A 12,640-nucleotide genomic window follows, 5' to 3' on the forward strand; every position below is an offset into this window, starting at 1 on the left:
GGGCTGCGCCTGTTTTTCCGCGAATGGAATGGGGTGGGGAATGCCCGTCAAGTCGAAGCCGACCACATCGAAGCTGCTCACCTTGCGTTTTCGCGCAAAAATCATCCTCGGCTTCGTGGCGGTGCTCGCCATCCTCGCCGTCAGCATGGCTTTCGCGTATTTCGGCTTCGAGCGGATCCAGGCCGCCGTGGCCTCCTACCGCTCCAGCGTCGCCGAAGCGGACCTTGCGCGGACGGTCGATCGCGAGCTGATCGCTTACCAGGGGCTGGCGCGGGCCTACACGCTGACCGGCGCGGCGGATGATGAGACCGCAGCCAAAGCAGCCGAAGAGAATCTGAGGGCCGCGATCGCCAAGTCGGCGGCGGCCACCACGGGCGCGGCGCGCCGCGAGCAGGTCGGCAAGCTCGAGGCCGACTTCAAGAGCTTTACCAAGGTGTTCGGCGAGATCATCACGTTGACGCGCGAGAATGGCAAGATCGCGACCGATGAGCTCAACAGCGTCGGCAACAAGATCCGGTTCAAGTTCGACGACCTCGCCGATACCGCGGCACTGGCGGGCCTGAACTCGGTTCAGAGCACGGCCAAGGACATCACATCGCAATACCTTGCGGTCTCCACCTCGGTCAGCGCCTTCGTCGCCAAGCCGGAGCCGAAGACCGCCGACGGCGTGATCGCCCGTATCAAATTCCTGGAGACCTTGCTGGTCTCGATCTATGCCAACGACCAGAAGATCACCGACCGCGTCACCGAGATCAGCAATCTCCTCAAGCAGTACCGCACCTCCTTTTCAAAACTGACCGAGAACGTGAAGGTCATCGTCAAGCTGAACGGCGACATGACCAAGACGGCCGCGTCCATTCTCAAGCTCTCGGGTGAGCTGCGGTCGGAGCTGACGGCGGATCAGCAGCGCATCGAGGTCAACGCCAATGCCACCATCGGCGAGACCGAGCGGCTGATGCTGATGATGGCGCTGGGCGGCCTTGCCGTCGGCGCTGCGCTCGCCCTGATGCTAGGCAACGGCATTTCGCGTCCGATGATCGCGATGTGCAAGGCAATGCGCGAGCTTGCCTCGGGCAATTTCGACGTCGTGCTGCCGGGCCTGGGCCGCAAGGACGAGATCGGCGAGATGGCCGGCGCGGTCGAAGAATTCAAGGTGCAGGCCGTGGCCAAGGCCGAGCGCGATGCGGCCGCCAACGAGGCCCAGAACAAGGAAGCAAGCGCTGCTCGCCGCTCGGAGCTGATTCGTTTTGCCGACGATTTCGAGAGCGCGGTCGGTGCCATCGTCTCCAACGTCTCGGCGTCCGCCGTGCAGCTGGAATCGGCAGCCTCGACGCTGACCCGCACCGCCGAGACCACGCAGAGCCTGTCGAGCCAGGTCGCCGACGTCTCCGAGCAGGCCTCCAGCAACATGCAGTCGGTCGCGACCGCGACGGAAGAGCTCTCGGCCTCGGTCGAGGAGATCGGCCGCCAGGTACGCGATTCCAGCCGCATTGCCGAAAACGCCGTGGTGCAGGCAAAGGAGACCGACAATCGCATCGGCAAGCTCTCGCATGCCGCCCAGCAGATCGGCGAAGTGGTCAAGCTGATCACGGCGATCGCCGAGCAGACCAATCTTCTGGCGCTCAACGCGACCATCGAAGCGGCACGCGCCGGTGAAGCCGGCCGCGGCTTTGCCGTCGTGGCCAGCGAAGTGAAGTCGCTGGCGAGCCAGACCGCGAAGGCCACCGACGAGATCTCGTCGCACATCACGGGCATGCAGGGCGCCACCGCCGAGTCGGTTGCGGCGATCAAGGAGATCGGCGCCACCATCGGCCAGATCTCGTCGATCTCGACCTCGATCGCGAGCGCAGTGGAGCAGCAGGGCGCGGCGACGCAGGAAATCGCGCGCAGCGTCCAGACGGTCGCGCAGGGCACTCAGACCGCTGCCACCGACATCGGCCAGGTCAACCGCGGTGCCGCCGAAACCGGCTCGGCTTCGGAAGAGGTGCTGCATTCGGCCAAGACATTATCGTCCGAAAGCACCCGCCTGCGCGCCGAGCTCGACCGCTTCATGGGGAATATCCGCGCGGCGTAAGGCCCGAAGCGCGCCACGCACTCCGCCGTCGTCCTGGCGAAAGCCAGGACCCATTGCCCCAGCGCGAAGTTGCGGCGCGGGCCGCTAACCCCGAATCATCGCCAAACTGCTCCCTGGGGTAATAGGTCCTGGATCGGCGCTGCGCTTGTCCAGGACGACCTGGCGCTCACTCCCTCCCGAACGCCCGCTTCAGTTCCACCTTTGCCCGCTCCAGCCGGGTGCGCTGCGTCTGCGGCAGCGTCTTGCCGGCGCGGTTGATGTAGAACGTCAGCATCGACAGCGCCGAGCGGTAGGCGCCGGTCTTGCGGCGCGCGCTGTGCTCGGCCGAGCGCTTCAACGAAGCCGCGATTTTCTTCGCGCTGGTCAGCTTGAACACGCCTTGTTTGAGGTCGAGCGCGTCGCTCTCCTTCGTCACGCGCTGTGACCAGCGCTTCGGTGCGGCGCGTCTGGTGCTCTTGCGCGCCGATGTTTTGCGAGAATGTGTCGTCTTTCTGGCATGAGCCATGCGTCAACTCCTTGCGGCTCCACCGAAAACCAGCGGCGCGAGCAGTCGTTCCTGCGGGAACCTGCCCTCGCCGCAGACGTTGTCGCAGGTGGCAGGCGGAATGCCGCACCCCCTTGATCGGATCGCCCCTGTCCACGCCATGTGAACCGGGGCCATGTCCATTGGTCAGATGCAACAACGCGATGGAATTGCAGCGAAGCCTAGCGCCGGACGATGGACCTGTGGTCTCCAAGGCGGTCGCGAAGGCGGCCGCGGGCGACCGCATCATCGAAACCAGCATTCCCGCGCGACTTGACGCGCTGCCGTGGAGCGGGTTTCACACCCGCGTCGTGCTCGCGCTCGGCATCACCTGGATTCTGGATGGCCTCGAGGTGACGTTGGCCGGCGCGCTCTCCGGCGCGCTGAAGCAGAGTCCCTCGCTGCATTTCTCCAATCTCGATCTCGGCATTGCCAATTCCGCCTATCTCGCAGGCGCGGTGCTCGGCGCGCTCGGCTTCGGCTGGCTCACCGACCGCATCGGTCGCAAGAAGCTGTTCTTCATCACGCTCGCGCTCTATCTCTCGGCGACGGCCGCGACGGCTCTGTCATGGAATGTCGCGAGCTACGCACTATTTCGCTTTCTCACCGGCGCCGGCATCGGCGGCGAATATACCGCGATCAATTCGACCATCCAGGAACTGGTGCCGGCGCGCTATCGCGGCTGGACCGATCTCGTCATCAACGGCAGCTTCTGGATCGGTGCCGCGATGGGCGCCGTAGCGGCCATTGTGCTGCTCGATCCCGCAGTGATCGGCCCTGATCTCGGCTGGCGCCTCGCTTATCTCATCGGCGCGGCCATCGGCCTCGTCGTGCTCTTGATGCGGATGTGGATTCCGGAGAGTCCGCGCTGGCTGATGATCCACGGCCGTCCCGACCAGGCCCACGCCATCGTCGACGAGATCGAACGCTCGGTGCTCGGACACGACCAGGATACGACCGATGGCCGCTTCGCCAGGATCCGCCTGAAAATGCGGAGCCACACGCCGATCCGCGAGGTCGTGCACACGCTGTTCTCGGTCTATCGCCAGCGGGCGATGGTCGGCCTCGTGCTGATGATCGCGCAGGCCTTCTTCTACAACGCCATCTTCTTCACCTTTGCGCTGGTGTTGACCGATTTTTACGGCATCAGCGCCGATCATGTCGGCTGGTATCTGCTCCCCTTCGCCGCCGGCAATTTCCTCGGCCCGCTGCTGCTCGGCCGCCTGTTCGATACGCTCGGCCGCCGGACCATGATCATGTTCACCTATGGGGTGTCGGGCCTGTTGCTGGCGCTGTCGGGCTATCTGTTCTCGATTGGCGCCTTGAGCGCGCAGGGGCAGACCATCGCCTGGATGGTGATCTTCTTCTTTGCCTCGCCCGCCGCGAGCGCCGCCTATCTCACCGTCAGCGAGACGTTTCCCTTGGAAGTCCGCGCGCTCGCGATCGCGGTGTTCTACGCGGTCGGCACCGGTATCGGCGGCGTGATCGGCCCCGCATTGTTCGGGGCGCTGATCGACACGGGATCACGCATGAGCGTATTCGCAGGCTACTTGCTGGGGGCGTTCCTGATGATCGCGGCCGCGATCGTGGCGTGGCGCTATGCCATCTCGGCGGAACGCAGATCGCTCGAAGAAATCGCGCGGCCGCTTGCGTCCATGGAGTAGACTATGAAATCGGAACTGGCTGAATTGGATCAGAAGCGCACCATGCTCGACGATGAAGCGCCCGATGCGGTGCCGGTGCCCCACGCGCTCGTGCCGCATCTCAATGAAACAGCGATCCTGCTCGACATCGACGGGACGCTGCTCGACCTGATGCCGACGCCGCGCGAGGTGTGGGTGCCGCCCGGCCTGTCGGAAACGCTGAACCGGTTGACGGAGCGCACCTCGGGCGCACTGGCGATGGTCAGCGGCCGTTCGCTCAACGACATCGACCTGATCTTCGCGCCCGATGTCTTTCGCGCCGTCGCCGGCCACGGCGCGGAGATGCGGCTTTCGGTGGACAACGAAGCCGATGCCGTCAGCGCGCCGCCGCTGGACAAGGAGCTGAAGCGGCGGCTCGCGGCGGTCGCCAAGCTCAGTCCAGGCATTCTGCTCGAAGACAAGGGCTATTCGCTGGCGCTGCACTACCGCCTTGCGCCGCATGCGGAGAAGGCGATCTACGAATCCGTTTCGCTGATCCGCGCCGACCTGCCCAATGCGCCGATCGAGGTGCTGCCCGGCAAGTTCGTTTGCGAGATCAAGCATTCCGGTTTCACCAAGGCGACCGGCGTGCGCGAGTTGATGAAGCACGAGCCTTTCAAGGGCCGCCGTCCGATCTTCATCGGCGATGACGTCACCGACGAGACCGTATTCGCGATCATGCCCGACATGAACGGGCTCGCTTTCTCGGTCGGCCGCCGCGCTATGGGTGTCAACGGGCACTTCGACGCGCCGAACGACGTGCGCGCGTTCCTCGCGCGGCTGCTCGACGACTCAAGGTTGGAATAAGGCACCGACATCTCGGAGCCACATATCGCGCGTAATTCCCCAGCGCGCCCGCTTCATGCTGTGCGCGCCACGGTAACCCAAACCGACTTTGTGTAGCGAAATCGTCGGGTTCCGTGGAGGTAAACCGGTTCCAACGCGCACGCCCGATTTTGGTTTCAATTGGTGCAAAGGATGATCAGGAACCATATTGATGAACGGCAGTTAAACGGGTGGAATGAAACAGGAGGGGACGACCTGTGAACTTAGTCGTCGTTTCGAATCGCGTCGCACGCGGCAAACCCAACGAGCCCATGACGGGCGGTCTCGCGGCGGCCTTGTTACCCGTCGTGGAACATTCGGGCGCGATCTGGGTGGGTTCCTCGGGCCGTGTGCGTGACGGTCATCAAAAGGAGCCGTTCGCCGAAATCGAAGCATTGGGTTCGGGCGCGATCGCGACGCTGGATCTGCCGGCGGCACACTATGGCGGGTATTACGAGGGTTTTGCCAATTCGGCGCTGTGGCCGGCGCTGCACTCGCGCAGCGATCTGATCCGCGTCTCGCGTGACGACTATGTCAGCTATCGCGAGGTCAACGCCTTCATGGCGCGCGCCTTGATGCGCTTCCGGAAAGCACAAACCGCGTTCTGGGTGCAGGATTATCATTTCCTCGCACTCGGCGCGGAGCTGCGGGATCTGGGCGTCGACGATCCGATCGGCTTCTTCCTCCATACGCCATGGCCTGTCGCCGCGGTGATGCAGGGCGTGCCCAATCATCGCGAGCTGATCACGGCGATGCTGGCCTACGATCTGATCGGCTTCCAGACCCATGACGACTGCCAGAATTTTCTCGGCTATGTCGCGGGCGAACTCGGCCTCGCCGTCGAAGACGGCGTTGCGATCTCGCAGCATGGCCGAACGCGCTGCGAGGTGTTTCCGATCGGCATCGACGCCGAGAAGTTTGCGCAATACGCGGCGAAATCGGCGTCGCATCCCGATGTGTCGCGGCTGCGCCGCAGCCTCAACGGTGAGCGGCTCGCGATCGGCGTCGACCGGCTCGACTATTCCAAGGGCCTCGTCAACCGCATCAGCGCGTTCGATCGGCTCTGGACCGAGCATCCGCAGTTTGCGCGCAGCATCTCGCTGTTGCAGATCGCAAATCCCTCGCGCGGTGCCATCGAAGCCTATGGCAATTTGCAGAACGAAGTCGCGCGGCTCGTGTCCGACGTCAACGGCCGCCACGGCGAGGCCGACTGGACACCGATCCGTTATCTCAACAAGGGCTTTAGCCAGGCCGTGCTCGCGGGTCTCTACCGCACTGCGCAGATCGGCGTGGTGACGCCGCTGCACGACGGCATGAACCTTGTCGCCAAGGAATATGTCGCCGCGCAAAACCCGGCCGATCCCGGCGTGCTGGTGCTGTCGAAATTCGCCGGCGCGGCCAACGAGCTCGACGCTGCGCTGCTGGTCAATCCGCACGACATCGACGGCATCGCGCGCGCGATCGCGGTCGCGGCTGCGATGCCGCTCACCGAGCGCAAGATGCGCTGGGATGCGATGATGAAAAAGCTGCGCGGCCACACCATCCAGCAATGGTCGGCGGATTTCGTCGCCGAGTTGGAGAAGTGCCGGACGGAGAAGGCCGCGGTCGCGCCGCTCGCCAACCAGCCGCCGCAAGCGCTGCGCTGGCTCAAGTCGGCGATATCAGGTGTGCGGTTGATTTAGTCTCCTTCTCCCCGTTCTTTACGGGGAGGGCAGGGGCGAAGACGAGAGCCTCAATAGCAATACGACACGCCTTCCAAGATCGCGCACTGTCGCTTGTTCGGCGCGTTCGGATCGTCGAGCGGCACCATGCCCTTGCCCTGGCCGACGAACACGCCGGGCCCGACATGCACCGAGCTCTTGTTGCCGATGATGACGCTTTGATGCGGTGTCGCGCTCGAACGCGTGCCGTCCGGCCAGAGGATGGCATCGCCCGAAAGCATCCCGCGCCGTCCGTCGTCACAGCTGACGTCGAGCCCTTGCCGGGTGCAGACCTGTGCGGCGGCGGGCCCCGCGAAGGCGGCGGCAAGCGCCGAAACCAGGCTCAGCACGGCGATGGTGTTGCGGACGGTCATGGTGCCCCCGGACGCGTTTGACGGTCTTGAGTGAATCGTCGCACCAAACCCGCCGCCGGTTCAGCCGGCAGCGGTTCCGAGCGTTAGCGTGGCGCCTGATATTATCTATGAAATACAACATCTTACGGAAAAATCACCCGATTTCCCCGCGATCCCTTGCAAAATCATCGGCGCCCCTTCAAGAGAGTGCGCTCCGGAGAGATGGCCGAGTGGCTTAAGGCGCACGCTTGGAAAGCGTGTGTGCGGGAAACCGTACCGTGGGTTCGAATCCCACTCTCTCCGCCATTGCACGATCTTGTACGCCAATCTTCGATATTGGACTTTTCTGCGCACCATCGTGCGCTGTTGCCCGGGTCAGGCGCCCCAGAGTAGCTGACAATTACATTAGCCGGCGCAGATTTGCGGTGATGACAACAACGGCTAAGTAATTTCTCGCCGTCTTTCCTAGACGACAAAACCGGAATCGCGCACGCCCTTGCGGTGGCCTGTCCGGTGCCGGACGAGGTTTCCGTGACGATCGCGGTCCTGCGAATGTCTCCCGTTTGCTGGCTTGTCACAGACACTCTCTGTTTCATGTCGGCCGACCCTCGTGCTTGTCGGCGCGTGGCGTCTGACATCCGTGTGGAGTCCCGTTGCTGCACCAAGCAACCCCGCCCAAGCCCGCAGGCCGCCTCCGCGAGCGGCATTACCGCTCGATGTCCTGATCGCTTAACGCGCATGACGTCCGTGCCTTTGATCCGCTAGTATCATCGCTGCCAGCGGTGCTGCGACGTAGTGGCCAATATCGATCACCTTGACACCCGCGAGTGGACGATCGGTCGTCTCGGTGATGCGAAACCTCGTAAGGTCCTTTGAAGGCAGCAATTTGGGTAAATGCAGCGACTGCTAGTCTTATTTTTGCGGAGCGAAAATCACGCAAGTCGTTGTGCCGTGCGCAAGAAGCTTGCCCGTGTCATCGACGATGCGACCCTCGGCAGTAGCGCCTTGTCTGCCGCGGTGAACTACGACGCCCGAGGCGATAACAGGGCCCGGTCCCGGCTTCAGTGGGCGGGCGAGATTCACATTGAAGTTCGTTGTCGTATAACGCTCGCCTTCATCAAGTGTCGTATGGACGGCACAGGACATCGCCGAGCTCAAAATCACGGCGAGGTAACCACCGTGCACAACCCCTCCTGGGTTTGCGAACTGTGGTCCGGGCCAACCAGTAAACTCTGTGCTACCGTGCTCTGCCGCGGACAACTGGAAATTCAGTGGCGTGCAGATGGGAGCGGCTGGCGCGCCTGTGCGCAAAAGCTCGCGGAAGAACGCTAGCCCTCCATTCTCTCGCGATGCGGGACGCTCGTCGCTCATCGTCATGGTTTCCTCCCTTTTCAAGACAGCCGGCCTGCCATCTTCGGTTCCGACATATCGGCGGCGTGCTGCGTGCGCCGTTGATACGTGGCGCTGCTTAGCTCAAGGGGCGGTCAGCGATGGCTTGAGCACGTATTTTCCCGTCGCCTGCCGCGCTTCCATGATGCGGTGAGCTTCGGTGGCTCCTTCGAGTGGCAGCCGCCCGGCAACCTCCACATGAAGGCGCTGTTCGATCACGAATCCTGCAACGGTATCGAAGGCCTTCTGCGCTTCATCCGGCCGAGCCTTGAACCAGTGGCTGACGTAGTAGCCAATCACGGCTTGGTTCATCGGCATCAGGCGTTGGGCGATGAAAGAAGAGGGCTTCCTGCTGGCGGTCCCATAGACGACGAGGCGCCCGAATGGTGCGAGCGCGGCCAGAGCCTGGTCGAAAAATGCGCCTCCGACCATATCGAGAACCACATCGGCCCCGCGTCCGCCGGTGAGCCGCTTCACCTCGCGCGGCCAATCATCGGCGGTAGAGTCGATGGCGTGGTCGGCGCCCCGCGCCAAGGCTTGCTGCCGGCGTTCGGGTGTGCTGGCGCCGGCAATGACGCAGCCGGCGCCCAAAATCTTGGCGAGCTGAATTGCGTAATTGCCAACGCCTCCGGCGCCGCCGGGAATGAAGACAGATTCGCCGGGCTTGAGCCGTCCAGCGTCCTTGAGCATTTGAAAAGCAGTCACGCCGGCAACGACAAGCGTGGAAGCGACGTCAAAATCGAGTCTTGGGTCCAGTTTGACGACGTTGTCGCCGCCGGCGAGGGCGTACTCAGCGTAGCCGCCAAGACCGTCTCCGCCGAAAAACGCGAACACCCGATCACCGGGATGCAGCGTTGTGACACCCTCGCCAACGGCATCGACGACACCGGCGGCTTCGCTGCCGAGGATCGCCGGCAAAGGTGTCGGCAGTGGATAGGGATCACCGCGCCGACGCACGATATCGGCGTAGTTGACGCTCGCCGCTTCGATCCGGATGAGCACTTCGTCAGCCCCGGGCTGCGGTTTCAAAACCTCTTCCACCCGAAGCGCCTCAGCATCGCCGTAGGTATGCAACAATACCGCCTTCATAGATCCCCACCCTCCACTAAGACACTTGTCCTAACGTCTCTACGTCTATAGATAAGACGATCGTCCTAGTCAACCGCCCATGACAGCCCATTCACCGCGCGAACAGATGATTTTGGCCGCCATGTCCCTCTTTCAGAGAGAGGGCTATGCCGCGGCCTCATGGCGGCGGCTGGTCCAGGAGTCGGGAGCGCCCTGGGGTTCCGCCTATCACTATTTTCCGGATGGTAAGGAGCAGGTTGGAGTCGCCGCTCTCGAATGGGCTGCACAAAATGTCGCTGGGGGCATCGCGCAGTGCTTCCCCGAAGGCGGCCGCGCTGCGGAGGGTGTCCGCAAGTTGTTTGCGGGGAGCGCGGCACAGTTGGCAAAGTCCGGGTTCACCGCTGGCTGCCCCGTGTGCACCGTTGCATTGGAAACTGCACCCCAATCTCAAGCGCTCACCAAGGCATGCAAGAACGCTTTCGGTCTCTGGCAGCAAACGATTGCTGATGGCTTGATCCGATGCGGAATGGCCCCGAAGAATGCGGAGACGCTCGCGCCAGTAATCTTGGCGGCCTTTGAAGGTGCTCTCATTCAGGCGCGCGTGGCGCAATCGCAGGAGCCTATGCGCGCGTGTGGAGCTCAGATTGCCCGGCTTTGCGATTGAGAGCTTCGACTGGAGCTCTACGTCCGTCGAGGGGCACGGCCGGGGGAGGGCTGCTTCTTGCGCGAAGGGGAGACGAGTGCTCTGATGGCAAAGTTTTCCGATGTATTTCCAGTGTTGACGCACGGGACCGTTTGACCTTCTGGTCTCGATTGGGGCTTTCTCTAACTCTTCTGCCCGTCTCCAGCCCTTGGTAAGGTAATTGGTCCGTGGTAGCGCTCCCGCTACCACCTCCCGTCCCTCGCGCACGCCCGCGGCGCCCCCTTCCATCGGCGATCGCCACCGACATGGGATGCTGTGTGGCTGTAGGCAAACGTCCCAATTTGTCACTCTCCAAACGGCGGCGTCAAAAACCCGCTCGCGATGCCGCAATCTGGCGGCAGTTCATTCCATCATTCAACCGATACATGCGTCACGGGAGACGACCTCATGAGCGTCTCGCGCGCCTTCGGCCGCCACAACGCGTCCTGACGCCGCGCCATGCAGAAACGCGCCTGTACACGGTCGCGTGACCTCCATAACTTCCGCGGCGCAATTTGAGGAGATGCGACGTGGCGAAGAAGACGGCGACCAGGAAGAAAAGTGCTGCAAAGAAAGCAGCGAAGACCTCCAGCAAGAAAAGCGCCGTTCGCAAGAGCAAGGTCGCGAAGGCTGCAACGAAGCCGGTGAAGAAGGCAGCTCCGCGCAAATCATCAGCACCACGCCTCCCAAAAGGCCTGGCCTGGCAATGGTCGGCGGTCGAGACCGCAGCCGCAATCCGCTCCGGCGCCATCTCCGCGGTCGAGACCGTCGAGGCGCATCTCGAGCGGATGCGGGCCGTCAATCCGAGGCTGAACGCCGTCGTCGTCGATCTCTCGGAGGAGGCGCTGGCTGCGGCGCATGCGGCCGACAAGCGGCGCGCCAAAGGCGGCGAGCTCGGCCTCCTGCATGGCGTACCGATCACGATCAAGGAGAATGTCGACTACCAAGGCCGCCCGAATTTCAATGGCGTTCCCGCCAACAAGGACCTCATCGCGCCGTCGGATTCGCCCGTGGTGCGCAACCTGAAGAAGGCTGGCGCGATCGTCATCGGCCTCACCAACACGCCGGAATTCTCCTTCCGCGGCTTCACCGACAATCCCTTGCACGGGTTGACGCTCAACCCCTGGGATCCTGATATCACCTGCGGCGGCTCCTCGGGCGGCGCGGGTTCGGCGGTCGCCGCCGGCATCGGCACCATCGCGCACGGCAACGACATCGGCGGCTCGCTGCGTTGGCCGGCGCATTGCAACGGCGTTGCGACCATCAAGCCGACGCAGGGGCGTATTCCTGCGTTCAACGCGAGCGCAACCGCCGAGCGGCCGATGCTGGCGCATCTGATGTCGGCGCAGGGGCCGCTCGCCCGTCACGTTGCGGACGTCAGGCTCGCGCTGGAGGTGATGAGCCAGCGCGATCCGCGCGATCCCTGGTGGGTGCCGGCGCCGCTGGTCGGTCCGAAGCCGAAGGGGCCGATCAAGGTCGCGCTCGCCAGGATTCCTGAAGACATGGACGTCGATCCGCACGTCGCGGCGGCGTTGCGCCAGGCCGCCGATCATCTGGAGCGTTCCGGCTATCGTGTCAGCGAGGTCGACGTGCCCGACATCGACGGCGTCTGGCAGACCTGGTGCGACATCATCACCAACGAGACGATGGTGATGCAGGAAGCCGGCATGCTGAAGGTGACGTCCGAAGACTTCCACAAGGCGTGGGGCGGCATGAAAGCCAAGGCCAACGTGCTCGACCTCAAGGCCTGGATGCAGGCGACCGCCGCGCGCAACGGCCACATCCGCGCCTGGCAATTGTTCTTCGAGGAATATCCGGTGGTGCTGGCACCGACCACGGTGAAGCCGACGCCTAGCCCGCGCGAGGACACTATCAGCCCCGAGCGGGTGCGCGAGATTTTCTGGGGCGAGATCCGCTTCATCTCCGCGATCAACGTGCTGGGCCTGCCCGGCGCCGTGGTGCCGGTGATACTGCACGATGGCAAGCCGATCGGGGTACAGCTCATTGCCGGGCGCTATCGCGAGGACCTCGCGCTCGATGCGGCGGCCGCGATCGAGAAGCGGGCCGGCGTGCTCGCTCATCGGCTATGGGAACAGATGGACTGATAGGGCAGCGAAGTTTGTTTCCCTCTCCCCTTGTGGGAGAGGGTGGCACGCCGCGCAGCGGCGAGACGGGTGAGGAGTCTCTCTCCGCTAACGCAAGCTTGGCCGTATGGATAGAGACCCCTCATCCGGCGCTTCGCGCCACCTTCTCCCACAAGGGGCCTGTTGCGTAATCCGTCAATTGTGATTCTCTAAGGCAAAGCCTTGGAGGAATGACGATGGCGGTGAAGCAGACGGGGCAG

The 12,640-nt window shown here is 63.5% G+C and carries 11 protein-coding genes and 1 tRNA gene; 7 read left to right on the forward strand and 5 right to left on the reverse strand.

What is annotated here, in order from left to right; translation table 11 throughout:
* Positions 1-40 precede the first annotated feature (40 nt).
* Complete coding sequence (locus ABIB91_RS31580) at positions 41-2,074, forward strand: methyl-accepting chemotaxis protein (protein WP_354170341.1); 2,034 nt, start codon at positions 41-43, stop codon at positions 2,072-2,074.
* Positions 2,075-2,240: 166 nt separating this feature from the next.
* On the opposite strand, the gene ABIB91_RS31585 is transcribed toward ABIB91_RS31580, so the two are convergent.
* Positions 2,241-2,579 (reverse strand): DUF3175 domain-containing protein, encoded by a 339-nt coding sequence (locus tag ABIB91_RS31585; protein WP_354170343.1) that lies wholly within the window; start codon positions 2,577-2,579, stop codon positions 2,241-2,243.
* 182 nt (positions 2,580-2,761) lie between these two features.
* On the opposite strand from ABIB91_RS31585, the gene ABIB91_RS31590 reads away from it, so the two are divergent.
* From ABIB91_RS31590 to ABIB91_RS31600, 3 genes are all read left to right on the forward strand, one after another.
* Positions 2,762-4,261: an MFS transporter gene (locus tag ABIB91_RS31590; protein ID WP_354170345.1), complete on the forward strand. Its 1,500-nt coding sequence runs from the start codon at positions 2,762-2,764 to the stop codon at positions 4,259-4,261.
* A gap of 3 nt (positions 4,262-4,264) precedes the next feature.
* Positions 4,265-5,086 (forward strand): trehalose-phosphatase, encoded by an 822-nt coding sequence (otsB, locus tag ABIB91_RS31595; protein ID WP_354170347.1) that lies wholly within the window; start codon positions 4,265-4,267, stop codon positions 5,084-5,086.
* A gap of 236 nt (positions 5,087-5,322) precedes the next feature.
* Positions 5,323-6,786, forward strand: coding sequence for a trehalose-6-phosphate synthase (locus ABIB91_RS31600; RefSeq protein ID WP_354170349.1), 1,464 nt, complete (start codon positions 5,323-5,325; stop codon positions 6,784-6,786).
* Between the two features lie 50 nt (positions 6,787-6,836).
* On the opposite strand, the gene ABIB91_RS31605 is transcribed toward ABIB91_RS31600, so the two are convergent.
* The gene (locus ABIB91_RS31605) at positions 6,837-7,178 is read right to left on the reverse strand and encodes a hypothetical protein (protein WP_354170351.1); all 342 of its coding nucleotides are present in this window, start codon (positions 7,176-7,178) and stop codon (positions 6,837-6,839) included.
* Positions 7,179-7,373: 195 nt separating this feature from the next.
* Between ABIB91_RS31605 and ABIB91_RS31610 the strand changes: the two genes are divergently transcribed.
* Positions 7,374-7,463 (forward strand) — tRNA-Ser (locus tag ABIB91_RS31610).
* A gap of 423 nt (positions 7,464-7,886) precedes the next feature.
* On the opposite strand, the gene ABIB91_RS31615 is transcribed toward ABIB91_RS31610, so the two are convergent.
* The 3 genes from ABIB91_RS31615 to ABIB91_RS31625 all read right to left on the reverse strand — a co-directional run bounded on the left by ABIB91_RS31615 (position 7,887) and on the right by ABIB91_RS31625 (position 9,635).
* Positions 7,887-8,042 carry a CoA transferase gene (locus tag ABIB91_RS31615; RefSeq protein ID WP_354170353.1) on the reverse strand — a complete coding sequence of 52 codons (156 nt, stop codon included), beginning with the start codon at positions 8,040-8,042 and terminating at the stop codon, positions 7,887-7,889.
* A 27-nt stretch (positions 8,043-8,069) separates the two neighbouring features.
* Positions 8,070-8,534 (reverse strand): PaaI family thioesterase, encoded by a 465-nt coding sequence (locus ABIB91_RS31620; RefSeq protein ID WP_354170355.1) that lies wholly within the window; start codon positions 8,532-8,534, stop codon positions 8,070-8,072.
* Between the two features lie 96 nt (positions 8,535-8,630).
* Positions 8,631-9,635, reverse strand: a complete 1,005-nt coding sequence (locus ABIB91_RS31625; RefSeq protein ID WP_354170357.1) for a quinone oxidoreductase family protein — start codon at positions 9,633-9,635, stop codon at positions 8,631-8,633.
* A gap of 79 nt (positions 9,636-9,714) precedes the next feature.
* Between ABIB91_RS31625 and ABIB91_RS31630 the strand changes: the two genes are divergently transcribed.
* Entirely contained in the window at positions 9,715-10,278 is a 564-nt protein-coding gene (locus tag ABIB91_RS31630; protein ID WP_354170359.1) for a TetR/AcrR family transcriptional regulator, read from the forward strand.
* Positions 10,279-10,826: 548 nt separating this feature from the next.
* Entirely contained in the window at positions 10,827-12,401 is a 1,575-nt protein-coding gene (locus tag ABIB91_RS31635; protein ID WP_354170361.1) for an amidase family protein, read from the forward strand.
* Positions 12,402-12,640 lie beyond the last annotated feature (239 nt).

Source organism: Bradyrhizobium sp. JR4.3 (genome assembly GCF_040547695.1).
GTDB lineage: Bacteria > Pseudomonadota > Alphaproteobacteria > Rhizobiales > Xanthobacteraceae > Bradyrhizobium > Bradyrhizobium canariense.

What these genes read in the sequence shown, in the direction of transcription:
- ABIB91_RS31580 (WP_354170341.1), top strand. Translation starts at nt 41, where the DNA reads ATGCCCGTCAAGTCGAAGCCGACCACATCGAAGCTGCTCACCTTGCGT.
- ABIB91_RS31585 (WP_354170343.1), bottom strand. Translation starts at nt 2,579, where the DNA reads ATGGCTCATGCCAGAAAGACGACACATTCTCGCAAAACATCGGCGCGC.
- ABIB91_RS31590 (WP_354170345.1), top strand. Translation starts at nt 2,762, where the DNA reads ATGGAATTGCAGCGAAGCCTAGCGCCGGACGATGGACCTGTGGTCTCC.
- otsB (WP_354170347.1), top strand. Translation starts at nt 4,265, where the DNA reads ATGAAATCGGAACTGGCTGAATTGGATCAGAAGCGCACCATGCTCGAC.
- ABIB91_RS31605 (WP_354170351.1), bottom strand. Translation starts at nt 7,178, where the DNA reads ATGACCGTCCGCAACACCATCGCCGTGCTGAGCCTGGTTTCGGCGCTT.
- ABIB91_RS31620 (WP_354170355.1), bottom strand. Translation starts at nt 8,534, where the DNA reads ATGACGATGAGCGACGAGCGTCCCGCATCGCGAGAGAATGGAGGGCTA.
- ABIB91_RS31625 (WP_354170357.1), bottom strand. Translation starts at nt 9,635, where the DNA reads ATGAAGGCGGTATTGTTGCATACCTACGGCGATGCTGAGGCGCTTCGG.
- ABIB91_RS31630 (WP_354170359.1), top strand. Translation starts at nt 9,715, where the DNA reads ATGACAGCCCATTCACCGCGCGAACAGATGATTTTGGCCGCCATGTCC.